Here is a 26,590-nt window from a genome sequence, read left to right as displayed (position 1 = left end):
GGTATGGAGATGCCCGACGCGGTCAAGTGGCTCTTGCCGATCGTCGTCGGGGAAAGCTGGCCCGAAGGCGACGAGGACAAGCTCCGCGAACTGCGCGACGCCTGGCACAACGCCTCGAAGGCGATCCAGCCGATCGCCGACACCGCGACCAAGGGCGCCACCGAGGTCCTCGGCGGCTGGAGCGGCCAGGGCGCGGAGAAGTTCGCCGAGGCCTGGAAGAAGTTCGTCGAGGGCGACGAGGCGTACTTCAAGTCGCTCGCCGATTCTTCGAAGGCGCTCGGCGACTCGTGCAACGCGACCGCGCTGGACGTCGAGTACACGAAGTACATGATCATCATCTCGCTGGTGATCCTGGCCGCGCAGATCGTCGCGATGATCGCGGCCGCGGCGGTGACGTTCGGCGGTTCGACGGCCGGGATCGCACCGGCGCAGATCGCCACCCGCATGACCGTCCAGATGATCTTCCGCCAGCTGATGCAGAAGCTCGCGCAGGAAGGCTTCAAGAAGGTCGCGAAGGAACTCCTCGAGAAGCTGCTCAAGGAGGGCCTGAAGAAGATCGGCAAGGAAGTCCTGCAGAACACGGCGATGAACCTCGCCATGGACGCGGGGATCCAGGGCCTGCAGATGGCCAAGGGCGACCGCGACAGCTGGGATTTCAGCAAGACCAAGGATTCCGCGATCAGCGGTGCCGTCGACGGCGTGGTGGGCGCGGGCAGCAGCAGTATCGGCAAGGGCGCCACCAAGGGGCTTTCGGACAGCGTCGGCGGCCAGATCGTTGACAGCGCGGCGCGCGGTGCCGTCCGCGGCGCGGCCGAAGGGGTCGCCAGCACGGTCGGGCAGGCCGCCGTCACCGGCGACCTGGACAAGCTTTCGGCCAAGGACGTCCTGATGGGCGCGTCCGGCGGGGCGGTCGGCGGCGGTGTCGACGGGGCCAAGAGCCAGATCGGCGACATCAAGGCCGCGAACACGCCCGGCCCTTCGGCGGGCGACGGGCCTTCGACGCCGGATGTGGATACCGGGGATTCGGGGACGCCTTCGCGCACGCCGGGTTCTTCGGACTCGGGTTCCGCTACGCGGTCGGACTCTTCATCGGACTCGGGTTCTTCGGACTCGGGTTCCGCTACGCGGTCGGACTCTTCATCGGACTCGGGTTCTTCGTCGGATTCGGGTTCGTCCTCGCGGTCGGACTCTTCGTCGGACTCGGGTTCTTCGTCGGATTCGGGTTCGTCCTCGCGGTCGGACTCTTCGTCGGACTCGGGTTCTTCGTCGGATTCGGGTTCGTCCTCGCGGTCGGACTCTTCGTCGGATCCGGCGCCACGGTCCACTTCGGACAGTGACGCTTCGCCGCGGAGTGCCGATCCGCAGCCGCAGCGGGCGGCCGACGGCGACCGGGTCAGCCAGTCCTCGACGCAGGCTCCGGAACGTCCGGCGGACGCCCCGGCGAACACCGGTGACGGTCAGCGTGCGGCGCAGACCCACCAGAACGCACCGGCCGCGGACAACGGATCCGGTCAGCAACAACAACAGCAGCAGCAGGCCGCGGCGGGGAATCAGCAGCAGGCACCCGCCGCCCAGTCGCAAGCCCCGGCGGCGAACCCTGCCCAGACACCGGCGAGCGCTCCGGCACAAACGCCGGCGGCCGGCCCGTCACAAGGACCGGCGTCCAGTCCGGCGCCGAGTCCGTCGCACAGCCCTTCGCCGAGTCCGTCGCAATCCAGCGCGATGCCGCCCGCCGCTTCCTCGGGCGCGCCGTCGAGTTCCGGTGGCTACGGCATGGCGTCGAACTCGGGCTCGTCCGCTCCGTCGGGTGGCTACGGCATGGCGCCCGGCGGCAACCCGCCCGGCAATGGGCCCACGCCAGGCGGCTTCCCGCCCGGCGGACACGATCCGTCCCGGCCCGCCCGGCCGAACGACAGCGTCCAGGCCGCGGGCCTCGCCGGGAACGGCGGACCGCAGCAGCCGCGGTTCGACCAGCCGCCCGCGCCGATGCCCTTCCAGGGCCAGCAGCCGACGCAGCCGCCGCCTCCCGGTGGTTTCGCGCCTCCGCCGCCTCCTCCTGGTGGTGGCGGCGGACCGATGCCGCATCGAGGACAGCAGGGGCAGCCCGGCCCGATGGGGACGCGTCCGACCGGGCCGCAGCCGCCGCCCCCGCACCCTGGCCAGGGTGGGCCTCCGCAGCGTCAGCGTCCTCAGGGTCCGCAGCAACCGCCACAGCCGCCCGGTCCGCCGCGGCCGCCCCAGGGGTATCAGGGCAGGCCTGGTCCCGGTCCTGGTCCGAACGGCGGGGTTCCGCCGCGCCCGCAGACACCTCCGCCCGGTCCGCCTCCTGGCAACCGCGGCCCGGCGGGATATCCGCCGCGGCCCCCGCATCCGGGCAACGGTCCGTTCCCCGGCAACCGCGGCCCCATGCCGCCGCCTCCGCCCGGTCACCACCCCGGGCAGCCGGGCCGTCCCGGACAGCAGCCCGGCCGGCCGATGCCGCCCGGAGCCGAGCCGCCGCGGTTCGGTGGTCCGCAACGTCCGCCGCAGGTCCCGGCCCCGCGCCCCGGCCACGACGGGAACGCGGGTCCCCAGCGTCCGCCGCAGCAGCAGCCACCGGTGCGGCCGGTGGAGCACGCGCCGCAGCAGGTGCCCCAGGACCGCGGCGGGAACCCGCCCAAGGACATCGAGACGCCGAAGGACACTCAGGCGCCGAAGGACACCGAAGTCCCCAAGGACGCCGAGACGCCGAAGAACGTCGAGACCCCCAAGGACCCCGACGCTCCGCACGACACCGAGGCGCCCCAGGACGTCACGCCCGACGACAAGACCGACAGCACCGACAGCACCGACAAGACCACTGTCGACGAGCCGTACCTGACCGACCCGGACTTCCACACGGACGATCCGGCCGCCTATCGCGCGCTCGCCGAGACGCAGATCGACAAACGAGGTTTCGACAAGGACACCGGGGAAGCGCGGAGCGAACAGGTCCGCCGCGAAGGTCTCGCCAAACGCGACGCCCACGAAGATCCGCGCGTCAAGGAAATGTCGGATCAGGGCGCCTACGCGGTGCACAGCTACACGCGCACCGACATGGCCGAGCGGATCACGCACGCCCAGCGCCACGGCGGCCCGGAGCTGGACGCGCTCCGTCCGCATATCGAGGCGATCACCTCCGGCCTCAACGAGATGCCCGCCTACGAGGGGCTCGTTTCGCGGCGGGTGAACTTCGGCGGCAACGAGAGCGCGATCCGTGCCTTCCTCGATGCGCACACCAAGGGCCAGGTCATGGTCGACCCGCAGATGCTGAGCACGTCGCGGGTCACGCCCGAGCATCCGCGCAGCAACTTCCCCGGCGAAGTCGAGATGCGCATCCAGTCGAAGACCGGACGCCACATCGAAGACCTCGCGTCCAAAAAGGACGAACGCGAAGTGCTGATGAAGTCGGCGACGCAGCTGCGTGTCACCGACGTCAAGATGGGCCCGGGGCATCCCGAACACCCGGACTACAAGAAGCGGCTGGACGACGGTTCGCCGAACGACCTGCCGAAGTGGATCGTCGAATGCGAAGAGGTCGTCGCCGGTGAAGACGGCCACCTGAGCCCGGACGAGGTCCACCAGAAGGTCGCCGAACGGCGCGACTACAACAACGCCGTGCAGGAGCGGCTGGCGCAGGAAGCCGCCGACCAGGAAGCCCAGCTGCGCCGCGATCACCCGGAGCTGTTCCAGAACCAGGGCCTCGGCGGGCTCGAAACCAAGCTGGCCGACGGCAAGGGCGGCTGGGTCGACGCCACGGACGCGCCGGTCCGGGAGACCCCGAAGCCGCCGAGAGAGCACGCCCCCGACGGCGGCTGGTCCGAGCTGGCGAAACCGCTCGAAGAGGGCGGGACGCCGGTCATCCACGCCGGTTCGACCGAGACGCCGCACCAGCAGGTCCGGCTGGTCATGGACGAGCTCCCCGCGATCGGCGAGGCCAACACCCGCAACTACTACGCGCCCGAATCGTGGAAGGACGGCTATCAGACGAACTCGGCCGAGGCGCTGGTCGCGTTCGAGAACCGGATGGACGGTGGCGACGCCGTCGCCGGGCAGTCGACGGGTGGTTCGCCGCTGCAGCACGTGAGCGACCGGCTCGGCGGGCAGTGGTCGGATCGGAACGGCTTCGCCGACATCGCCCGTGAGCTGGGCGAACGACCGGTCGGCGCGCGGACCGCGGTGGCGTTCGAGCATCACGCCGCCGCCGATCCGAACGCGCCGGAAGGCTCACCGCGGTCCAAGGACCGGATCGAGACGCGCATCGTCGCCGCGGTGAACACGCCGCACGGCGTGGTCTTCGCCGACCCGATGACCGGGCGGCTCGCGACGCTGCCCGACGATCCGACGTCGATCAAGGCGATGCCGATGGGCGGCGGCGACGCTCCGCACACGCCGGAAGCGCCGGAGCGCACGCATACCGAAAGCCCGGCCCAGGAGCAGGCGCCCAAGACCGAACTCGACATCGCCGAGCGGCTCAAGGGTCCGGAGGAAACGCCGGCCCGAATCGACGAGAGCTACCTCGGCGACGAGAACTTCCGTGGCACGCCTGAGGATCACAAGAGCCTCCGTGATCGCTACGACAGCGCCGAACTCGCCGAGCAGGCCCGCGAAAAGGCGCTGAAGCGTCTCGAAGCGAGCCCGCTGAAGGACCGCGTCTCGCCCGAAGCGGCCGAAGCGATCTACTCGTACTCGCGCGAGCACGCCTACGCGATCAACGAAGCGAACCGCAAGGGTGAGTCGCACCCCGACTTCGAGAACGCCCAGCGCAGCACCCGGGCGATCGTCGGCGCGCTCAACGAGCTGCCGGACTTCCACGGCGAGGCCATCCGCGGCATCGACACCAAGGGCGACATGCAGGCCGCCGCGATCATGGCGGCGCATTACGAGCCCGGCCAGACCGTGCCCGAGCCGACGATGACCAGCTCCACCATCAAGACGTCGCCGGACACGAAGTCGAAGTTCGGCCAGGACGTCGAGATCCACATCGTCTCGAAGACGGGCAAGGACGTCTCGTCGCTCGCCGAGAACCCCGGCGAGAACGAGGCCATCAACAAGCCGGCCACGCAGCTTTACGTGCACAGCAAGGAGTTCAAGACTCCGCCGCTGGTCGACCGGCCGAAGTGGGTCATCCACGCCGAAGAGGTCACTCCCGGCGACCCGCGCTACCTCGACCCCGAGACCGCCAAGCAGAAAATGGACGAGCGGCGGGCCCGGCACGCCGCGGAGGCGCCGGAGCTCGCTCGCCTCGCCCAGGCGCAGTCGATGGCGCGCCTCGGTGGCTTCGACGAGCCGCAGACCCCGCACGTCACCACGGAGAACCCGGCGGACCACAAGGTCGCGGACGCCGACAAGGGACCCGAGTACGGCGAGCAGCCCGTCACCGACAACACGATCGAGCTGCCCGCCCCGGAGCGGGACTACTCGTCGATGGCGGTCGCGACCAACCCGCCGAGCGAGCCGGCGATCCACGCCGGTTCGGCGAGCCCCGAGCAGCAGGCCGCGTACATCGCCGACCGGCATCCGCGGCTCGGCGAGGTCAACCCGCGCTTCAACGACCCCGACGCGCTGGCGAACGGTTACCGCTCCAACTGCACCCGCACGCCGGGCGCGTACATGGATCGCCTGAACGGCATCGACTCGACCGCCGGCCCGCTGCTCGTGCACGAGATGGACAGCCGCGGCACGCTGGAGCACGTCGAAGGGCGGTTCGGCGGGCAGTTCTCCGACCGAGCCGACTACGACACCGTCATCCGCGAGATGCGCGGCATGCCGACCGATCACCACGCGGTGGTCGCGGTGAAGTACCTCGACGAGAACGGCGTCGAGCGCGGCCACGTCGCCATGGTGGCGAACACGCGTGACGGCGTCGCGTTCCTCGACCCGCAGTCGGGCGCGCTGATGAACCTGCCGCATCCGCCGCTGGGCGTGAAGCTGATGCACGTCGGTGTCCCGGAGGGCCCGGCCGCGCAGCACACCGACGGCCACACCACGCAGACGGAGACCTCGTCGACGCGGCCCGTCGACCCGCGGATCGCGTTCGCGCGGCCGGATCAGCCGGCGGTGGACCCGCGGATCGCGTTCGCCAGGGAAGACGCGCCCGACGTGCAGCCGTCGCGGATCGGGCCGGACGGCCGCCCCATCGTCACGCCGCCGCGCGACGCGGGCTACGGCATGGCGTCCCAGTCGTTGCCGGAACCCCCCGCGCACGTCGATCCCGAGACGCGCGCCAATGCCGACCGGCTGCTCGCCACCCCGGAGTTCGAGGCGGCGCTCGCCGGACTCGACGACACCAGGGATCGTGTCCGGATCACGACCGACGATGGTGTCCAGCACGACCTCGGGCCGCTGAGCGACTTCATCCGCGACCACCTTCCTGGTCAGCAGAAGCTCGTCGACCTGATGCTGGATCCGGACAACCGGTACCTCGTCGACTCCCTGCTGCACAATCCGAAGACCATCGGCAGCCTGCTCCAGCATCCGGACGCGATCCCGATGCTGCACGACGCGGTCACGGAGGCGGGCGAGAACGACAACCAGCTGATCGACCGCGTCGAACAGGCGGGGCCGGGCGAGACGCCACTGACCCCGGAGCAGCGGGAGATCGCCGACGCGGCGGCCGCGGTGGCCGCCAATGCGCCGCTGCAGCACCGGGTCCACGCCGGGTTCCCCGAAGAGCACGTCGGGAACATCGCCAAGATCAAGGAATTCCTCGCCAGGGAAGAAGCCGCCTGGGCCGAAAACCAGGGGCATCTCAACCGAATCGTCGCCGAGCTTGCCGGGGAGAACGACATCCCCGGCGCCCGGACCGAACCCAAGACGGAAAGCCGGGCGCTGGCTAAGATCGCCAAGTACGGCGGTGACGCCTCCCGGCTGGTCGACCTCGTCGGCGCGAAGATCCAGTTCAACACCGTCGCGGACGCCTACCAGGCGCTGGACAAGATCATGAAGCGGGACGACCTCAAGATCGTCAAGTTCGAGGACCGGTTCGCGAACCCGCAGGCGAGTGGTTACCGCGACCTGCAGATGAACGTCCGGCTCCCGAACGGGCACGTCGCCGAACTGCGGCTGCATCTGAAGAGCATCGACGACGTCGCCGTCTTCGAGCACGCCCTCTACGAGGTCCGCCGGGACTTCCCGACGTACAACCGGGCGATGGACGAGAACATCCCCGACTCGGCGGGCGAGGACGCGAAAAGCCAGGGCAGGCTGACCGAGTTGCAGGCGCAGCTGGAAGCCGCGCTGATCAACCAGGTGCGGGTGAAGTTCATGGACGGGCTGAAGCAGGGGCTGCCGAAGCCCCCGGAGGAGAGCACGTGATCGAGACGCCGGCCTACTTCACCTACTACGCGCAGACCTACCGGGTCGACGCGACGCCGGACGGCGGCCTCACCGGGTATCTCCTCAATCTGCGCACCGGTGAATTCGAGGAAGACCCGAGCCACGTCCGTGAAGTCCTTCGCGCGATGGCCAGCTCGGACATCAGCAAGGTTCCCGAGCAGAAGTTCGTGCAGGAGACCGAGTACGCCCGCTCGCGCTACCTCAAAGGCGAGGGTGCGGTCTTCGCGCTTTACGACACCATCGACGGCCTCTACGACCAGGCTCGGCGAGAAGAACGCGACATGCAGCCACAGGAAGTGGCGTTAATCCAGTCGCTGCGCAAGCGCACCTTCAAGATGTGGGAGGACGAGCTGGCCCGCCGCGCCGCCGGTGAACCGCCGTCCTTCCGGGCGGAGCCGCGGTTCCCCGAATACGAACCACCGGAGGAAGGGGACTCGGAATGAGCCCGCTCAGCCGGCCGAACCGGGCGCGATGATTCACGTGGAACAACTCACTCCGGAACAACAGCGCGCGCTCCTGGTCCAGATCGGCAGGCTCATCCTGGCGGGCATCACCGACCCCGCCCACGCCGCGGTCGCCGATTTCCGGCAGGCCGGGGAGCACACCGAACTCGAGGGCCACAACCTCGTGCCCGCGCCCGAGCTGAACGAGCTCTTCGGCAGGCTCCGCACCGGGATGTACACGACCGGCCGGGGGACGTGGCTCCAGTCGCGGTTCACGCTGAAACCCGACGGCACCTTCGACTTCGACTTCACCCTCGACGACGAGCCGTCGTGGACCGAGGCACCGCCGGCTTCGGCGTACCCGGACGAGCTGGCCGCGTTCCCGCGCGAGGACGAGCACGTCCCGGACTGGTGGCGGCTGCGCGCGCAGCTTCCGTTGCGCGTCGAGTTCCGGCACGCCCGGATCGTCGACGCGTACACCGAGGGCGAACCGCCGGTGGTGGACCGGCCGGAGCTCGACGAGTCCGAAGCGCCGCTGATCGCGCAGTACCTCGAACGGGAACCGGCGATCCTGTCCGGCAGCGGGCTCGGCAAGGACATCTTCGATCCGGAGGCCGACGGCGACGTCCCGGAGAGCTACCACACCGACGGCACCTGGATCTGGCACGCGTCCGTGCCGCACTACCTGCGGAAATACGGGATCCCGCCGGAGCAGGAGCTGGTCGAGCACATCCGCGGCCAGCGGTTCCAGCCGCCGTACGTCGAACATCTGGTGCGGCGGACCGCGGAAGCGGACCTGCTCGGGAAGCCGAGACCGAGACCGGGCCGCTCCGACGTCAAGAAGACCGAGGGCGACATCGCCGCGGAGCTGGAGACGTCGCCGAATCCGGACCTGACCGACGAAGAACTCCTGGTCGTGCTGGTCAGCAGGCTCGGCGAGCACGCCGTCTGGCCGGAGGCGTACCGCATCGGCGACCGCGCGGACGGCGCCTGGTGCCTCAACTTCACCGAGAAGGGCTGGGAGGTCGCGGCCTACTCGGGCGGCGCCGCGGTCTCGCCGAAGTATTTCGACAAGCTCGAAGACGCGTCGCATCAGCTCCTCGGCGCGGTTCTGCTGCATCCGGCGCGGATGACCGCCGGACACGAGACGCCACTGGAGACGGCGAAGGAACTCGCCGACTGGCCGGTGCACGCGGCACCGGGTGAGCCTCCCCTCACCTTGCTCCGCAACAAGCGCGTGAGCCGGATGGTCGCCGGTACGGTCGTACTGCGGTTCGGCGAGGAAACCGGCAATCTGGTTCACCACGGAGGGGTACGGTTCGCCACGACGTCCCTGCCGCTGGAACGGGAGCGTGTCGGTGGGACCTACCGGCTGCGACGCCCGCTCCACGTGATCATCGGTGTCACCGTCCCTTGGGCGAACATGCCTGGTGGGGCGGTGGCCTACGTGCTCCCGAGGACCATCGCCGAGCACGTGTCCGACGGCAGCCTGGAGAGGATCGAGTAGGTGGAATCGGCGGAAGCGGTAGCCAAGGTCGAAGAGTGGCTGCGCGCGGTCCACGGTCCGGACGTGTCCGAACCGGGCGGCGCCGGCCTGCGCGTGAACCACGAGAAGGTCCTGCGCATCCCTGAGGGCTGGTCGGTCCCCTACAACACGATCGCCTTCCTCGACGAGGGTCACGCCGAGAAGGAGATCTTCCCGCCGCCGTCGGTGATCGTGCGCGAGCCCGACGGCGAGCTGCGCCAGGCGCATCCGCAGCCCGGCGGGCTCAGCGTCCCGGTCGCGTTCCCCGGCCAGGAGGCCTGGCGCGAGGTCGTCGACCCCGAGTACGCCAAGGCCGGTCTCGGTGACCTCGGCGTCCCGCCTGCCGTCGTCGCGGGCTGGGTCAAGGTCAACGCGGAAGGCGTGCAGACCGGGGAGGAACGGGAGAACCCGAGTACAAGGCCGGTCCGGTCCGCCGTGGTTACCCGAAGCCGGAGAACAAGCTCGAAACGCTGCTGTCGTTCGCCAGCGTCGGCTGGCTGACCAGGGAACAGCTGCTCATCGGGCTGCTGCGCTGCGAGGTCTACGTCCCGCTCGACCTGGCGTCGGGCAAGACGGAGCGGTTCTACTTCAACGAGGAGCGCGCCGAGCTGCGGGTGTTCAGCTCGACCAGGAACCTCCCGTCCCGCGAACACGGGTACTGGAAGGTCGACATCGCCACCCTGGCCGGGTACGAGAGTCCGCCGAACCTCGTGATCAACGGCGGTCCCGCGACGTTCGAGGACGTCAGCGGCGCCGAACTCGCCGAGACCGCGCAGCGGTTCCCCCGCCGGGGCGCGGGGGTCGACGTCAACGAACGCTGCCCGGAAGCGGATCCGGAACTGGAGACCTTCGCCGCCGAAACCGCCGCGAAGATGGGCCTGGCCGAGCCGGTGAAACCGCCACTGGCGGCGGCCGAGCGGGCACGCCGTCGTGGTTTCGAGCTGAGCGCCGAGGAATGCCAGAAGACCATCCTCGGCCAGTCTTGGCTGGCCCGGCTCAAGCAGCCGGAGCCGCCCCGCTCCCGTCCGAACGACCTTCGGGCGAACGGGCTGGCGCCGGGCTACGACAACGAAGGCCAGATCCAGCCGCGTCTGGACACCTTCGGCAAGTACTTCGACCGAGACCGCTCCAGCTCGCGCTACGGCTGGCAGCGCGTCACGGGCGCGTATGTGGGCTTCGCGCTCGGCGAGGCCCTCGGCGCGGCTGTCGACCGGATGCGGCTCGACGAGATCCACAACACCTACGGCCCCGAGGGCGTCTCGGACCTGACGGTCGCCTTCGACCTGCCCGGTCGCGTCGGGCCGCTCACCCAGCGGCTGCTGTTCTACACCGAGGCCGTGATCCGCAGCCCGCATCGCGAGCAGCCGGAGAACCGCGACGCCGAAAAGGCGCTCGGCACGGTCGCCCGCAACTCGCTGATGCGCTGGCTGCACACCCAGGGCGCGCCGCTGGACAACGCCGACGGCTGGCTCGTGAAGGTGCCGGAACTCCGCGTCCGCCGCACCCCCGACGACGCCGAGCTGAACGCCTACCACGCGCTGGCGACCGTCTCGCCGACGGCGATGCCGATGAGCGGACCGGACGCGCTGGTCGCGGCGCTGCCGGCGGCGATGACCGCGGCCGGGCCGGGGAGCGCGATGAGCGGCGGCGTCCGGCAGGCGGTGCGCGACCTCGTCGCGGTCACGCATCCGGGTGAGGTCGACGTCGAGGCGGCGACCTACCTGACCTGGCTGTTCGAACCGGCGCTGACCTCGGAGGCGTTCAGCTACCCGGTCTGGAACACCTCCCGCGAGATCTTCAGCGACCAGAACCCGCACCAGCGGGGCCCGGTCTGGGCGGATCTCAAGGCGATGGTCGCGGAATCGGTGCCGTTCTTCGGCAAACACGGCCTGCCCGATCTGCGGGTCCCGGAGCTGATCGGCGACGGCAAGGGCACGCTTTCCGTGCTGGGCCGCGCGTTCGCGGCGCTGTCCGGCTTCGAGAACTACCCGGAGCAGGCGCTGCTGCGGGCGGTCAACCACTCGGGCCGCAGCGCGATCACCGGCGCCATCGCCGGCGCGCTGCTCGGCGCCCGCACCGGTATCCCGGGGCTGCCGCAGAAGTGGGTCGAGCAACTGGAACTGCGGTACCTGCTGGAGAACATCGCCACGGACGCGTTCTGGCACTTCGACCGCCACTCGGCGCTGCACGAGGTCGACGGCTGGTCCCAGCGGTATCCCCGCTGGTGAACGAAATGGGGATGATGAACGAAGAGGAAGCCGTCAGCCGCGTCGAGGAATGGCTGACGGACCAGGGCGGGGAGGGGACCGGCGCGTTGCGGGTCCGCCGCGAGTACGTCGTGCGCGCGACCGACGGCTGGAACGTCACCTACAACACCGTCGGCTGGCTCGACGGCACCGACCCCGGCACCGGGCTGTTCCCCAGCCCGGTCGCCTTCGTCCCGGACGACGGTGGCGAAATCCGCCTCGACCTGGAGCTGATGGCCGTTTCGGCGGCGGGCGACGACACTGAAGCGTTCACCCGGTGGACGGAAGTCGTCGATCCCGAGTTCGACCCGGCCGCCGTCCCCGGCTTGCCCGTGCCGAAGGCGGCGATCCTGCGCTGGGAGCAGCACACGCTCTTCGGCGAGCCGACCGGCGCGGTCCGCGCGAACCCGGAGCACCGGCCCGGGCCGCGTTTCGCCGGCCGCCCGGCGCCGGAAAGCCCCGTCGAGACGCTCCTCGGCTACCTCCGCGTCGAGTGGATCACGCCGGAGGAGTTCGTCCACTGGATGCTCGACCTCGACGTGCTGGCCCCGGCGAAGGACGGCCACCTGCAGGTCCGCGACTTCGGTGACGCGGGCGTGCGTTTCGTCGTCTACACCTCCGAGGCCCAGGTCCCGTCCGAGTACACGGTGTGGCAGCGGATCCAGCCCCGCGTGCTGTTGCGCCGGGGCAAGGACACCCCGGGCCTCGGCCTGCTGGTCAACCCCGGCCGCCCGGAGACGTTCAACGTCTACCCGGAGACGCTGCGGCAGGTCGCCGACCTCGACCTCCCGGCCGGGACCGAGCGCCCCGAGTCCGTCGGGCGTCCCGCCTACTTCAGCGGGGAGTACGACACCGCGGCCGTCGCGAACCTGCGGAGCCTCGTCGACCAGGCGCGGGACAACGGCTACCCCCTGAGCAGCGAAGAGCTCACTCGCTTCACGCAGGCCTCGACGCTGTCGTTCGAGCGCTCCCGGGCGAAGTACGACGGCCGTCCGCTGCCCGAACTGCCCGAAGACCTGTTCACCAACGGGCTGGTCACGCACTACTACGACAACGGCGAGCCGCGTCCGAGCGCCTGGACGTTCGGGAAGTTCTACGACCCGACGCTCCCCGTCGGCAGCTTCGCGTACCCGCGGCTTCTCGGCGCGTACGTCGGCTTCGCGCTCGGCGACGCACTCGGCTCGGGCGCCGATCCCGCCGACGGCCTGCCGCTCGGCGGCCTGACCCGGCAGCTGCTGTTCCACACCGAATCGGTGATCCGCGGCCTGGATCCCACGCCGGACAAACCCGAGATCCCGGCCTCGCTGCCCGCGGGCGGACGGCCGGACGGCTGGGTCGCCAAGGCCACCGCGAACGCCGGACCCGCGCCCGCCGAGTTCTCGGCGATGCTGGCGACCGCGCTCGCCGCGACGGTGACCGGTGGCGTGCAGGGTCCCGCCGACAGCACCTTCTACGCGATGAAGGTGGTCCGCGAACTGGTCGGTTCCGCCGCCGGGCACGAGGTCGTCCACGGCGCCGAACTGCTGGTGAACGTGTTCCGCGCCCAGCTCGCGGCCCGGGACGGCGAGCTGGCGGTCGCGAACTTCCTCGAAGGCTTCGACGAGTACAGCGGCGAGGTCGGCGAGCTGGTCAAAACCGTGCTCGACCTCCGGAACGACGTCGGCGGTGATGACGTCGAGCAGTTCGACAGCATCGGGGACGGCAGGACGCCGCTTTCGGTGCTCGGCCGGGCCCTGTTCGCCGCCGCCAAGCGCGGGTACGACGCCGAAGCAGCGCTGGCGCTGGCCGCCCGCGGCGGCTCGGTGACCGCGGCGCTCACTGGAGCCATGGTGGGCGCGAGGCTCACCGTGCCCGGTCTCCCGGAGGCCTGGCTCGCCGCGTACTCCGGACTCGGCGTCATCGACAATCTGGCGGGCGACGCCTATTACTACTTCAACCGCTTCGGCCTGCCCCGCGAGCCCGAAGAGCGGCGGCGCTGGGACGCGAAACGGTATCCACGAGGAGATCAGTAGACCAATGCGCGAGTGGCTTCAACATCCGGCGACCAGGTCGCGGCTGCGCGGCAGCCTGCTCGCCGGGGCGATCGGCGACGCGCTCGGCGCGAAGACCGAGTTCGACTCGATCGACCGCATCCGCGAGATCGCCGGCCCCGCCGGGATCACCGACCTCATCCCCGCGTACGGCGGCGTCGGGCGGATCACCGACGACACCCAGATGACGCTCTTCACCCTCGAAGGCCTGGTCAGGGCCCATGCCGCCGCCCGCCGGGAGCAAGGGACCTTTGCTACCACCCCCGTAGAGCAGTCGCTCCAGCTGGCCTACCAGCGCTGGCTGCACACCCAGGGCATTCCGTGGGAGCGGGCACGCGGCCCGAAGGACACGAGCGCGGAACCGGACGGCTGGCTGATCACGAACCGCGAGCTGTTCAGCCGTCGCGCGCCCGGGCTCACCTGCTTCGGCGAGCTGGAGGCGTACGGCAGGACGGGCGTGCGCGTCGGCATGGACAAGCCGGTGAACAACTCGAAGGGCTGCGGCGGGATCATGCGCGCGGCACCGGTCGCGCTGTGGTCGGACGACCTCGCCGAGGTGTTCCGGCTCGGCGCCGAGAGCGCGGCGCTGACGCACGGTCACCCGAGCGGGTATCTCTCGTCGGGTGCCTTCGCGGTGATCGTGCGCGAGCTGCTGCTCGGGAAACCGCTGCTCGACGCCGTCGCGACCGCCCGTGCCGAGCTGGAGAAGTACCGGGGGCACGAGGAGCAGAGCGTCGCGCTGGACCAGGCACTCGCCCTGGCCCGCGAAGGTGCTCCGACGCCGGAGAAGCTCGAAACACTCGGCCAGGGGAACATCGGCGAAACCGCGCTTTCGATGTCGGTCTACGTCGCACTGACCACCACGGACGCGAACACCGCGCTGCTCGCGTCGGTGAACCACAGCGGCGACAGCGACTCGACGGGGTCGATCTGCGGAAACCTCGTCGGCGCGATGTACGGCGAGCAGGCCCTGCGGACGGACTGGCTCGAGAAGCTGGAACTGGCCGAGGTGATCGGACGGCTGGCGGACGACGCGCTCGCGGAGTTCGGCGGGAGCGCACCGGGTGACGACCGGTGGTACGCCCGCTATCCGGCCCACTAGATTTACCTCCGGTTTGGGGTACTTGGGGAGGGGACACATAGTGCGTTACCGGGTTCAAGCGGCGGAGCGGCCGGATGGCCTGTACGCCGTCTGGGGGGACACCGTCTTCGCGGCCCAGCGGTCGACCGAAGACGGCACGTTACTGCTCATCGCGCCGCCGGGGGAAGCGGCGCCCGAGGGCTTCGACCGCGACTGGAACGGCCGTCCGGCCAGGGTCGTGCTGAACGGCGAGGCGGGCGCGACCTTCAGCCTGCAGTCGTACGGCCGGTTCGACGACGAGCATTTCCAGATCGCGCCGAGCACCGGCGGCGGCGACCTGACGTTGCGCTGGGCGGGCGAGGACGCGGCCCGCGCGGCAGAGCTGGGCCTGACGGACTTCTCGACCACCGCCGCGCCGACACGGCTGACGGCCTTGTGGCAGACCAGGCACGACTTTGTCGAGACGCCGGAATCCCGGCTTCAGGCGGGTACGGGTGACCAGGCCGCGCTGCTGCGCGCCATCGGCCGGACCCTGCTGCGGGTGCTGCCGCCCGGCTGGCAGCGGGTCGGTGCCCAGTTCCGGCAGGTCGGCGACTACTCCGAACTCGAGGTCCGCTCGGTCGGCGACGAGGGCAACGGCCCGGTGTCGGTGTCGGTCGCGGCCCCGCCGGAGCTCGGCTCGCTGTTCGCGCGGCTGCGCGCGGCGATGCATCAGCCCGAGACCGGCACCTGGTTCCAGGGCACGTTCACGCTCGACGCGGAGTCGCACTTCGACTTCGACTTCGACGCCGATCAGGAGCCGACGTGGCGGCTAGCGCCGAACGAAGGCGGTAAGCCGTCTCCGCGCGCGTACGCGACCGAGCTCGCGATCTTCCCGCGCGACCAGAAGCACGTCCCGGCCTGGCTTTCGGCCAAGGCGGGGCTGCCGCTGGACGTCGTGTTCCGGCACGCGCAGGTCGTCGACGCCCACAACGAGGGCGAACGTCCGGTCGTCAACCGGCCGCCGGTGCCGCCGGACATGATGCGCGGCGTCCTGGACTACCTCTTCCGCTCGCCGGTGGCGTTGACCAGACCGGGTCCGCAGCCCGACATCTTCACCCCGAACGGCCCGCCGGACGTGCCGAACGCCTTCCACACCGACGGCGTCTGGATCTGGCCCGCCGCCGTCCCGCACTACCTGCGGAAATACGGGGTGCCGCCGGAGCCCGAGCTGATCGAGCACATCCGGGCCGCCGGTTTCCGGCCGCCGCTGGTCGGCGAGCTGGTGCGGGCGACCGCCGAGGCGGACATCGTCGGCAAGCCGCGGCCGCCGCAGACCGCCGCGGACCTGCCGGACGAGAGCGCCCGCACCCGGGTCGAACGCGACGGCGAGCCCGCCCGCGACATCCGGGCCGTCGAGGTGCTGGACGTCCTCTACCAGCGGCTGGCCGAGCACGGCGTGGCGCCGACGGCCTACCGGATCGGCGCGAACGCGGTCCCGGAGCCGGGGCTGTGGACCTTGCGCCGCACCGAAAGCGGCTGGGAAGTGTCCCGTCCGCCGACCGACGAGCCGGTGGCGTTCGCCAAACTCGAAGAGGCTGCGCGGTTCTTCCTCGGCACCCTGCTGCTGTATCCGGCACGGGCCGCGGCGGGCGCGAGCGAGGAGGCCGACAACCCGGCCGACTGGCCGATCCTGCCGCTGCGAGGCGAGCCGCCGCTGAACTTCTTCCGGCGCAAGCGGATCGTCGTCCTCCCGGCGGGCACCACGGTGCAGCGGTTCGGGAACGAGACCGGCAACCTCGTGCACGCCGAATCGGCGCGGTTCATCGAGACGTCGCTGGCCGCGGACCGCGAACGCGAGCGGCGGCTCTACCGCGTCCTGCGGCCGCTGCGCGTGGTCACCGGCATCACCGCGCCGTGGAACGGGACGCCGGGCGGGGCGGTGGCCTACGTGCTGCCGCGGCCGATCGCCCAGCATCTCGAATCCGGCGCGCTTTCCCGCATTTAGTCCTCTGGATGCGGTCCTTGCACACGCAACTACCGCATTCAGAGGACTAAATGCAGGGCGTCAGAACGCCTTCGCGACCAGCTCGTAGGAGCGGGCCCGCGCGGCCGCGTCGTACACCGGTGCCGTCAGCATCAGCTCGTCGGCACCGGTGGCCGCAGCGAGATCCTTCAGCGACCGCACCACCTTCGCCGGTCCGCCGTGCGCCTGCGCGGCGGTGAACTGAGCGATCAGCTCCTTCGATTCCGGGGTGAACTCGTGCGTGGCGGCCTGCTCCCTGGTCGGGAAGGCGAGGTCGCCGCCCTCGCCGTTCAGCAGGTACGACTTGATCACCGCGCACGGCCCGGCGACGTAGGCCGCTTCGGCGTCTGTGTCCGCGCAGATGGTCTCGACGCAGAGGATCACGTACGGCTCTTCGCGCCACTGGGACGGCTTGAAGTTCTCGCGATACGCCCGCAGCACCTCGGCGGTGTTCTGCGGACGGATGTGGTGCGCGACCGCGATCGGTAGGCCGAGCTCGGCGGCGAGCAGGGCGCCGGCCGCGCTGGAGCACAGCAGCCACGGCTCCGGCGTCGGCACCTCGCCGGGCAGCACCCGGATCCCGGTCTCCCCGGCCAGATGCCGCAGCAGCTCGGCGACGTCGGCGCGGTAGTCCTCGTCCGTCGCCGGATCGGCGCCCCGCCGCAACGCGCGGACGATCTTCTCGTCGAAGGTGCCGGGCCCACGCCCGACGCCGAGGTCGATCCGGCCGGGGTGCAGCGCCGAAAGCGTCGCGAACTGCTCGGCGACCGCCAGCGGGGCGTGGTTCGGTGCCATCACCCCGCCGGAGCCGACCCGGATCGACGACGTCACCGCCGCCAGATGCGCGGCCAGCACCGGCGGCGAAGCCGTGGCGATGGCGGGCGAGCCGTGGTGCTCCGCGATCCAGACGCGGTGATACCCCAGTTCCTCCAGTTTCGTGGTGACGGTGGCTGTCGACGCGAGTACTTCGGTGGCCGCGCGGCCGTCCTCGACGATGGCGAGTTCGAGCGCGGAAAGCAGGATCCCCATGCACCCAACGTAGCCAAACTCAGGACGCGGTGATCAGCACCGCGGGCGACCACCAGTAGTCCGCGAGCGGCTCGATCCGGATGCCGGTGAAGCCCGCTTCCTTCAGCTGCGAAGCCCAATCGGTGGCGGGCTGTTCCCAGTTCGTCCGGCCCGTCCCGGGTTCGACCAGGCCGAGCAGGACCGGCAGCAGGAACCCCTGCGCCACCAGCGGCGCCTCCTTGCCGTACTCCGCGATCCCGCGTTCGTAGCGCGTGACCAGGGAAAGCAGGTACTCGGCGGAGTCTTCGTCGTATTCGGGCACGTCGAATTCGGCCAGCACCAGACACGACGTACGGGGCCGGAGTGCCCGCAGGACCTCGGTGCGTTCCCCGGTCGGGATCGACTGGAGCGCGAAGGTCGACTGCGTCAGCTGCCACTGCTGGTCGTCGTCGCGGCCGAGGAACTCCTGCGCGGTGGCCTCCCACGTGTGCAGACCACGGGTGCCGTCGAGGTGCTTGCGCGTTTCCGCGAGCAGCGCGCTGGACGGCTCGACCAGATCGATCCGGCCGGGCTGCCGGTCCGCCTGTTCGAGCGCCGGGACGACGGCGAGACCGTCTCCGCAACCGAGGTCGAGCAGGGAACCGACGCTGCCGTAGCGCCGGGCGAGCATGGCGCTGAGCTGCCGGTAGAGCTTGACGTTGCCACCGCCACGGATGAACGCGGTGAACGCGGCGGGCCGGTCGTAGACGGCACCACCGCCACCCTCGGTCAGGTACCGGTGCAGTTCGATGCCGAGCGTGGATCCGGCCCGCTCGGCGAGGTCCGCTGCCTGGGCCCGGTCACCGTCGCGGTACGCGGTGAGCGCTTCGGCCAGGACGTCCGATTTCTTCATGTTCTCCTGTTTACCGTCAGAAAGGCACCCAAAGGGTGACTCTGGTGCCATTGCCCGGAGCCGACTCCACCCTCGCGGTCCCGCCGACCTCGTTCAGGCGGGCGGTGATGGACTCGCTGATCCCGAAACCGGCGGGCCGGGTGTCGAGGCTGAACCCGGCGCCGTGATCGCGCGTGATCACCGCGACGCCGCCTTCCTGCTCCTCGACCCGCACCACGACCTTGTCCGTCCCCGCGTGTTTGAGGGTGTTGCGCAGCGACTCGCGGACGGCGTCGCGGATGGCGATCTGCCGGACCTCGGAAAGCGTGTCGTCGTCGAGCTCGGCGATCACGAGCTGGGCGCGCAGCCCGTCCCGCGCCATCTCCGCCGCCAGCGACGCGAGCTTCTCGCCCAGCGGCCGCGAACCGGCCTCAGACCGTTCCGACGCCTCGTTCTCGATCGTCCGCCGCAGCTCCATCGATTGCGCCCGCGCCAGCCGCTGCACCTCCGCGAGCCGCGCGGCCGGATCGCCCTTGTTGGCCAGCGCGATCGCTTCGAGGGTCTGCAACACGGAGTCGTGCAGCATCCGATGCTGGCGGGCGCGTTCGGCGATCCGGCCGTTGCGGATGCCGTACGCGAGGGCCAGCCGGGTGCCGAGCCCGATCAGGACGAGGGCACCGCTCGCGGTGAAAAGGACACCGAGGATCGCCGGGAAGGTGGCCATCGCGTCGCCGGGCGCGGCGTGACCGGTGCCGAACACCGACGCCAGCATCCGCACCGGGAAGCTGACGACGGCGAGCGCCGCGGCGGCGGGCATGCCCAGCGCCAGCGCCAGCAGCGCGACCTCGCCGAGCAGGTGCTTGCCGGGCACCGCCATCGCCTCGGTGAAGACCGAAGCCGGCACCAGCGCACCGACGGCCAACGGCGCGAGCAGGGTGAACACGAGGTCGATCGCCAGCAGCCGGGCGGCGTGCTGCGGGCGGAACGGCGCCGAACGCAGCATCCACCGGATCCCGTAGAGCGACAGCCCGACCGAGCCGAGCGCCACCAGCCCGACCGGGCCGATCCCGATCATGCCGTGGGTGGAGACGTAGACGCCGAACGCGCCGGGCACCGCGAAGAGCCGGTAGACCAGCGGGACGAGGGCGACGTAGCGGGCTGCCCTGAGCAGCAGGTTGTCGCGATGGGCCGTGTCGATGGGGCCGGACATCTGCTGGATCCGCCGCAGCGCGCGCATCGGTGTCGGGTCGCCGACCTCGTCCGACAGCTCGCTCGTCGCCGTCGCCAGCGCGGGCGCGCCACGGCGCAGCAAAGTCACCAGGAAACTGGGCGGCCGCTTCGCCATGGATTTTCCCCCTGCCCGGAGCACCGGCAGGAGTATCTCGGGTTACGCCGCGTGGATCCAGAGACCAAGGGGGTTTATCTCAGCCTATGCCGTTCTCGGCGGCCCACTTCTTCAATTCGGCCACCGCCTCGTCGTGCTCCAGCGGGCCGCGGTCGAGCCGCAGTTCCTTCAGGTGCTTCCACGCCTTGCCGACGTCCGGCCCCGGCTTGAGGTCGAGGATGCGCATGATCTCCTCGCCGTTGAGGTCCGGCCGGACCCGGTCGAGGTCCTCCTGCGCCTGGATCGCGGCGATCCGTCGCTCGAGGTCGTCGTAGGTCGCCTGCAGCGCGGCCGCCTTCTTGCGGTTGCGCGTGGTGCAGTCGGCGCGCACCAGCTTGTGCAGGCGGGGCAGCAGGTCGCCGGCGTCGGTGACGTAGCGCCGCACCGCCGAATCCGTCCATTCGCCCTTGCCGTAGCCGTGGAACCGCAGGTGCAGGAACACGAGCTGGCTGACGTCCTGGACGATCTCCTTCGAGAACTTCAGCGCCCGCAAACGTTTGCGGGCCATCTTCGCGCCGACGACCTCGTGGTGGTGGAAGCTCACGCCGCCACCGGGCTGGAACTCGCGCGTCGCGGGCTTGCCGACGTCGTGCAGGAGCGCCGCGAGCCGCAGGATCAGATCCGGCTCGGAGGTCGGTTCGTGCGACTTCTCCAGGTCGATCGCCTGCGCGAGCACGGTCAGCGAGTGCTGGTAGACGTCCTTGTGCTGGTGGTGCTCGTCGATCGCCAGCCGCATCCCCGGCACCTCGGGGAGCACGCGATCGGCGAGACGGGTGTCCACCAGCAGCTCGATCCCGGGACGGGGATCGTCCGCGAGCAGCAGCTTCGACAGCTCGGCCTGGACGCGCTCGGCGGTGATCCGGTCGATCTCCTCGGCCATCGACGACATCGCGTCGACCACGCGCGGCGCCGCGGTGAACCCGAGCTGCGCGGAGAACCGCGCGGCCCGCAGCATGCGCAGCGGGTCGTCGGCGAAGGACTCCTGCGGGGTGGCGGGCGTGTCGAGCACCTTGTCCTGCAGCGCCTGGAGGCCGCCGTGCGGATCGACGAAGGTCTTGTTCGCCAGGTCGATCGCCATCGCGTTGACCGTGAAGTCGCGGCGCAGCAGGTCGCCCTCGATGCTGTCGCCGAAGGTGACCTCGGGATTGCGGCCGACGCGGTCGTAGCTGTCGGCGCGGAACGTGGTGATCTCCAGGGTCATGCCCTGTTTGGTCACGCCGACGGTGCCGAACGCGATGCCGACGTCCCACACCGCGTCGCCCCAGGCGCTGACGATCTTGAGCACCTGGTCCGGCCGGGCGTCGGTGGTGAAGTCGAGGTCGCTCGACAGCCTGCGCAGCATCATGTCGCGGACGCTGCCGCCGACCAGGTACAGGCTGTGCCCCGCCTTCGCGAAGAGCTTCGCGAGCTCGTCCGCGAGCGGGGAGATGCGCATCAGCTCTGTCACAGCGTTCTGCATCGCAGTGCTCTTCCCCGCAATCGCCTGCCCGGCGACCACCTTGTTCACGACAATCCCACCACGATTTGGATGTACTTACTACGGCCGGGCCCAACACGGGCACGGTGAGCCAGCGTACCCGTACCGCCGTTTGCTCTAGCATCGCAGCATGTCTGGATCAGCCGGCCGCTCCGGCGCTTCGAAGCCGGGCCGCCGGCGGAGGCGCAGGCGGGGGCGGCGGCTGACCACGGTCGACGAAACCTCGGCCGGTGGACTCGTCGTCGACGCCGAACGGGCGAACGCCGCGCTGATCGGGCGGCTCGACCGGCACGGCAGACTGCTGTGGTCGCTGCCGAAGGGCCACATCGAGGACGGTGAAACGGTGGAGCAGACCGCGGTGCGCGAGGTGAAGGAAGAGACCGGCATCTCCGCGCGCGTCCTGCAGCCCCTCGGCACCATCGACTACTGGTTCGTGGCCGAGCGACGGCGCGTGCACAAGACGGTGCACCATTTCATCCTGGAATCCACCGGCGGCGAACTTTCGGACGAGGATGTCGAGGTGACCGAGGTCGCCTGGGTACCGCTCGCCGACCTGGAGACCAAACTCGCCTACTCCGACGAGCGCAAGCTGGTCCGGAAGGCCAAAGAACTCTTCGCGCAGCAACAGCACACCGCCGAGGGAGCACCTGAGTGAAGCGGCTTGCCGCCACTGTCCTGTCGATCCTGTTCCTGGTCTTCACCGCGTTGCCCGTCGCGGTCGCGCAGGCCCAGGACCAGCCCCGGCTGCGCGTGGACCTCGACCAGCTGAACCCCCGCGTGATCACCACGACCTCGGCCTCGCTGACGGTCACCGGCCGCGTCACCAACATCGGCGACCGGCGGATCAGCAAGCTGGGCGTCCGGCTGCAGCTGGGCACCAGGCTGCAGAACGAACAGCAGATCGGCGACGTCCTCGCCGGTGACAAGTTCAAGGACCTCGCGGCGACGGAGTTCGTCGACCTCGAACCGGACGAGCTTGAGCCGGGGCAGAGCGCCGCGCTGAACCTGTCCGTGCCGCTCGGCCAGTCGTCGAAGCTGCAGTTCCCGAGGCCCGGCGTGTACCCGCTGCTGGTCAACGTCAACGGCACCCCGGACTTCGGCGGTCCGGAACGGCTGGCGGCGGTCACCCTGCTGATGCCGGTGCTCGGCGTCCCCGGCAAACCCCCCGCGACCCGTCCGCCTTCGGCACCGTCCACGAGCCTGCTGTGGCCGATCGCGAACAGCACCGTGCACGTCGTCTCGTCCCCGCTCGGCGGCCCGCTGACCCTGGCGGACGAACGGCTCGCCGTCGAACTGGCCGCCGGCGGACGGCTCGACTCGCTGGTCGAGGCGGCGCGGGCGGCCGAGGCCGACACGAAGGTCTCGTCGTCGTTGTGCCTGGCCATCGACCCCGACCTGGTCGCGACCGTCGACGGGATGACCCGCGGCTACCAGGTCGCGGGCGGCGCTCCCGGCAAGGGCGTCGAGACCGCGAAGAACTGGCTCGGCAGGCTGAAGGCACTGGTCGCGGGCCGGTGCGTGGTCACCCTCCCGTTCGCCGACGCCGACCTCACCGCGCTGACGAAGGTCCGCGCGGGCGACGCCACCGACACCGCGCTCCTGGCGAGCGCGCTGGGCGGCGCGGGGACGATCAAGAACCTGCTCGGCATCCAGCCGCAAGACGGCGTGCTCTGGCCAGGCGGCGCCCTCGACTCGCAGACCGTCGAAGCGATCGGCAAAGCCGGCGTCAAGACCTTGCTGACCGATTCGGGCAAGCTCCAGTCCGGCTCGCCGCTTTCGGGCGGGGTGTCGATCGAGGGAACGGAGCTGCGCGCGCAGCCGATCGACGCGCTGATCTCGTCCGCGCTGAACGGCTCGGGATCCACCCAGAACGGGCTCGGCGCCATCGCCTTCCGGGCGGGGCTCGGCGGCCAGCCCGAGGGGCCGTCGCGTTCGCGCCTGCTGATCGCGCCGCCGCGGCACTGGGCCGCGAGCGGCACCGAACTCACCACGTTCCTGGAGCGGATGGGCGACTTCTACACCGCCGGTCTGATCAAGCCGGCGCCGTTGCCCGATCTGCTCGGTGACAGCCCGTCCGGGACGGCGTCGGTCAACTACGACCCGCAGGATCTGACGGCCGCGACCAGCGGTGAGGTCACCGCGAAGATGTCCCAGATCGACAACGAGACGCTGGGCCTTTCGTCGGCGATGACGATGGATGCCACCAAACGAGTGAATCCGGCCGACGTGATCGCCCCGGTCCGGTTCGCCCTCATCCGGGCCGCGTCCACCTCGTGGCGTGGCGCGGACGCCGCGATCGTCACCGGCAACGCCCGCGGCGACCTCGAAGCGATCCGCAGCCAGGTCACCGTGGAGCGGCCGAAGCAGACGATCGCGCTGGCCTCCGGCGCGTCGCCCCTGCCCGCCTACATCACCAACGGCCTTCCGGTCGGCATCAACGTCCGCACCGTGCTCAAGAACAACGTGGGCCTGCGCCCCACCGAAGCGGTCCCGGAGCGCACCGTCCCGGCGAACGGCGCCATCAACCAGCTGCTCCCGGTGGAGGCGCTGCGAGCGGGCCGGTTCAGCGTCGACGTGGCGCTGACCACGCCCGACGGGACCCCGCTCGGTTCCGACGCGCGGTTCGAGCTGACCTCCACGGAGTACGGCGCGATCACCATCATCATCACCATCACCGCGGCGGGTGCGCTGCTGCTCCTGTCGTCCCGGCGGATCTACCGGAGGATCAAGGACTCACGGGCCGATCGGACGAACGAAACCGCCCCACGTGTGACCGAGGACGCACAGGTTTAAGTGTTTCCGGCCGTTCCCGATTACCCTGGGTCGAACGATGCCGCCGGGCATCACGTAGCCGAGCACCGAGGATTGGGCACGCGTTGGAAAGAGAGCCGGGTGTACCGCCCGAGCGTGCAGGCCGTCCCCGGCGCGAAGGTACTCCGCCACCGCCCCGCCGCACCGACGGACCGGCGCGCCGTCCGGAGCGTCGCCAGCCGCCCCCGCAGCAGCCCCCGCCCGAACGCGGTGAGCGGCCGCGGCGAGCCGTGCCGCCGCCACCCCAGCAGCCGCCGCCGGACGGCCGCCGCCAGCGGGTGGCGGGCCGCCCCGACGACGAGACGCGCCGGCTGAGGCCACCCCAGAACCCGCCGCCGCGGAAAATGCCCCCTGGGCAGGGGACGCCGCCTCCGCCGACCCGCCGTCAGCCGGTGCCGCCTCCGCAGGGGCCGCCGCTGCCGCAGCCGTCGCAGAGCCAGGCACCGCGCCGTCCGGCGGCACCCCAGCCTCCGCAGGCCCTCAATCAGACACCGCCCCCGCCGCATCGCGGGCGCCGCCAGCCGCCACCGGTCCGCCCGTGGCAGGTCGACCGGCGCGACGAAGCCGACGCGACGCGGTTCATCCCGCGCACCCCCGGCGTCCCGATGGGTTCGCGCTGGCCGGTCGCCGACCCCGACGTCCTCCGCCCGTACGACCAGCTCGCCACGCAGGTCATGCCGGCGATCAAGGACGCGCCGCTGGTCAAACCGCGGCCGGGGGACACCGGCGAACAGGACGTCGCCGCCCCGGCGAAGGCGCCGTCGATCGCGAAGTCCAGCGGCCGGATGGCGATCGCGTCGCTCATCAGCCGCATCACCGGTTTCGCGTGGAAGCTGCTGCTGGTCGCGGCCATCGGCGCCCAGGTGGAGAACGACTCGTTCAACGTCGCCAACACCATGCCGAACATCATCTTCGAACTGCTGATGGGCGGGGTGCTGTCCAGCCTCGTGGTCCCGCTGCTCGTGCGGTCGCAGGACGACAAGGACGGCGGCGAGGCCTACACCCAGCGACTGGTCACGGTGGCGGGCACGCTGCTCGTCGTCGGGACGACGATCGCCGTGTTCGCCGCGCCGCTGATCACCAAGCTCTACGTCGACGACAAGGGCCAGGCGAATCCCGAGCTGGTCACCGCGTTCGCGTACCTGCTGCTGCCGCAGATCTTCTTCTACGGTGTGTTCGCGCTGCTCTCGGCGGTGCTGAACGCGAAGAACATCTTCGGCCCGACGGCGTGGGCGCCGGTGATCAACAACCTCGTCGTGATCTTCACGATCCTCGTCGTGTGGATCATGCCCGGGAACATCTCCACCGATCCGGTGTCGATCACCGACCCGAAGCTGCTGACCCTGGGCATCGGCGTGACCTCGGGCATCGTGGCGCAGTCGGTGCTGCTGATCCCGCCGCTGCTGCGGTCCGGGTTCAAGTTCAAATGGCGCTGGGGCATCGACAAGCGCATGAAGGAATTCGGCGGGCTCGCGCTGTGGACCGTCGGCTACGTCGCGGTCAGCCAGGTCGGCTACACGATCACCACCCGCGTGCTGACCAGCGGTTCGCAGGGCGGTGTGACCGCGTACAGCAACGCGTGGCTGCTCTTCCAGCTGCCGTACGGCGTCATCGGTGTGTCGCTGCTGACCGCGATCATGCCGCGGATGAGCCGCGCGGCCGCCGACGGCGACCACAAGAAGCTGATCGGCGACCTCTCCTACGCGTCGCGGATCTCGACGGTGATGCTCGTGCCGATCTCCGCGGTGATGACCGTGGTCGGTGGTTCGGTCGGTATCGCCCTGTTCACCCTGGGCAAGGGCACGGTCGAGGACGCGTCGCGGATGGGCGAGGCGCTGGCCATCTCCGCGTTCGCGCTGCTGCCGTACGCGCTGGTCATGCTTCAGATGCGGGTGTTCTACGCGATGAAGGACGCGCGGACGCCGGTGCTGATCATGATCGTGATGACCGTGGTCAAGGTGCCGCTGCTGTACCTGTGCCCCGCGTTGCTGTCGCCGGACAACATCGTGCTCGGCGTGATGATGGTCAACGGCCTCACGTTCGTCGTCGGCGCGATCCTCGGCCAGGTGTGGCTGTGGGTGACCCTCGGGAACCTCCGGAGCAAGCGCGTTCTCGGGGTGATCCTCTTCACGGTCGTCGCGAGTGTGCTCGGGGTCGGCGCGGCGTGGCTCGCCGGGCAGATCGTTCCTGACTCGTTCGGGCCTACTTTCCATGCCTGGGTGAAACTTCTCCTGCAGACGGTGGTCGGGATCGCGGTGTCGTTCGGCGTGCTCATCGCCTTGAAGGTCGAGGAATTGAAGCCCGCCACGGCGAGGATCACCCGGTTGATCAAGCGCGGATAACGATTCACGTA

15 protein-coding genes are annotated in these 26,590 nt (G+C 70.4%); 11 read left to right on the top strand and 4 right to left on the bottom strand.

Going from position 1 to position 26,590, the window contains the following annotated elements; genetic code table 11:
- The first annotated feature begins 3 nt into the window (after positions 1 to 3).
- The 8 genes from MJQ72_RS42025 to MJQ72_RS41990 all read left to right on the top strand — a co-directional run bounded on the left by MJQ72_RS42025 (position 4) and on the right by MJQ72_RS41990 (position 16,668).
- Positions 4 to 7,335, top strand: coding sequence for a toxin glutamine deamidase domain-containing protein (locus tag MJQ72_RS42025; protein WP_261367995.1), 7,332 nt, complete (start codon positions 4 to 6; stop codon positions 7,333 to 7,335).
- Positions 7,332 to 7,799, top strand: a complete 468-nt coding sequence (locus tag MJQ72_RS42020; protein WP_240596395.1) for a hypothetical protein — start codon at positions 7,332 to 7,334, stop codon at positions 7,797 to 7,799. The genes MJQ72_RS42025 and MJQ72_RS42020 overlap by 4 nt, the downstream gene beginning before the upstream one ends.
- A gap of 37 nt (positions 7,800 to 7,836) precedes the next feature.
- Positions 7,837 to 9,306, top strand: a complete 1,470-nt coding sequence (locus MJQ72_RS42015; protein ID WP_240596394.1) for a TNT domain-containing protein — start codon at positions 7,837 to 7,839, stop codon at positions 9,304 to 9,306.
- Positions 9,307 to 9,825 carry a YrhB family protein gene (locus tag MJQ72_RS42010; protein ID WP_240596393.1) on the top strand — a complete coding sequence of 173 codons (519 nt, stop codon included), beginning with the start codon at positions 9,307 to 9,309 and terminating at the stop codon, positions 9,823 to 9,825.
- 113 nt (positions 9,826 to 9,938) lie between these two features.
- Complete coding sequence (locus MJQ72_RS42005) at positions 9,939 to 11,552, top strand: ADP-ribosylglycohydrolase family protein (RefSeq protein ID WP_240596392.1); 1,614 nt, start codon at positions 9,939 to 9,941, stop codon at positions 11,550 to 11,552.
- An 11-nt stretch (positions 11,553 to 11,563) separates the two neighbouring features.
- On the top strand, positions 11,564 to 13,582 hold the full coding sequence (locus MJQ72_RS42000; RefSeq protein WP_240596391.1) for a YrhB domain-containing protein: 2,019 nt from the start codon (positions 11,564 to 11,566) through the stop codon (positions 13,580 to 13,582).
- 4 nt (positions 13,583 to 13,586) lie between these two features.
- Complete coding sequence (locus MJQ72_RS41995) at positions 13,587 to 14,702, top strand: ADP-ribosylglycohydrolase family protein (protein WP_240596390.1); 1,116 nt, start codon at positions 13,587 to 13,589, stop codon at positions 14,700 to 14,702.
- Positions 14,703 to 14,742: 40 nt separating this feature from the next.
- Positions 14,743 to 16,668 carry a TNT domain-containing protein gene (locus MJQ72_RS41990; protein WP_240596389.1) on the top strand — a complete coding sequence of 642 codons (1,926 nt, stop codon included), beginning with the start codon at positions 14,743 to 14,745 and terminating at the stop codon, positions 16,666 to 16,668.
- 60 nt (positions 16,669 to 16,728) lie between these two features.
- Here MJQ72_RS41990 and MJQ72_RS41985 read toward each other — a convergent pair whose 3' ends face one another.
- From MJQ72_RS41985 to MJQ72_RS41970, 4 genes are all read right to left on the bottom strand, one after another.
- A complete protein-coding gene (locus tag MJQ72_RS41985; RefSeq protein WP_240596388.1) occupies positions 16,729 to 17,715 on the bottom strand; it encodes an LLM class flavin-dependent oxidoreductase in 987 nt (328 codons plus the stop codon).
- Between the two features lie 19 nt (positions 17,716 to 17,734).
- Positions 17,735 to 18,586, bottom strand: a complete 852-nt coding sequence (locus tag MJQ72_RS41980; protein WP_240596387.1) for a class I SAM-dependent methyltransferase — start codon at positions 18,584 to 18,586, stop codon at positions 17,735 to 17,737.
- Between the two features lie 16 nt (positions 18,587 to 18,602).
- Positions 18,603 to 19,910 carry a sensor histidine kinase gene (locus MJQ72_RS41975; RefSeq protein WP_063274168.1) on the bottom strand — a complete coding sequence of 436 codons (1,308 nt, stop codon included), beginning with the start codon at positions 19,908 to 19,910 and terminating at the stop codon, positions 18,603 to 18,605.
- 79 nt (positions 19,911 to 19,989) lie between these two features.
- Entirely contained in the window at positions 19,990 to 21,408 is a 1,419-nt protein-coding gene (locus MJQ72_RS41970; protein ID WP_240596386.1) for a CCA tRNA nucleotidyltransferase, read from the bottom strand.
- 148 nt (positions 21,409 to 21,556) lie between these two features.
- Between MJQ72_RS41970 and MJQ72_RS41965 the strand changes: the two genes are divergently transcribed.
- From MJQ72_RS41965 to murJ, 3 genes are all read left to right on the top strand, one after another.
- Positions 21,557 to 22,081 carry an NUDIX hydrolase gene (locus tag MJQ72_RS41965; RefSeq protein ID WP_037334014.1) on the top strand — a complete coding sequence of 175 codons (525 nt, stop codon included), beginning with the start codon at positions 21,557 to 21,559 and terminating at the stop codon, positions 22,079 to 22,081.
- A complete protein-coding gene (locus MJQ72_RS41960) occupies positions 22,078 to 24,219 on the top strand; it encodes a DUF6049 family protein (RefSeq protein ID WP_240596385.1) in 2,142 nt (713 codons plus the stop codon). Before MJQ72_RS41965 ends, MJQ72_RS41960 begins: the two co-directional genes overlap by 4 nt.
- 362 nt (positions 24,220 to 24,581) lie before the next feature.
- Complete coding sequence (gene murJ, locus MJQ72_RS41955) at positions 24,582 to 26,579, top strand: murein biosynthesis integral membrane protein MurJ (protein WP_396427030.1); 1,998 nt, start codon at positions 24,582 to 24,584, stop codon at positions 26,577 to 26,579.
- Positions 26,580 to 26,590 lie beyond the last annotated feature (11 nt).

The organism is Amycolatopsis sp. EV170708-02-1 (genome assembly GCF_022479115.1).
Taxonomy (GTDB): Bacteria; Actinomycetota; Actinomycetes; order Mycobacteriales; family Pseudonocardiaceae; genus Amycolatopsis.
Note: the sequence above shows the minus strand (reverse complement) of the source record. Positions and strands in the feature narration are given on the sequence as shown.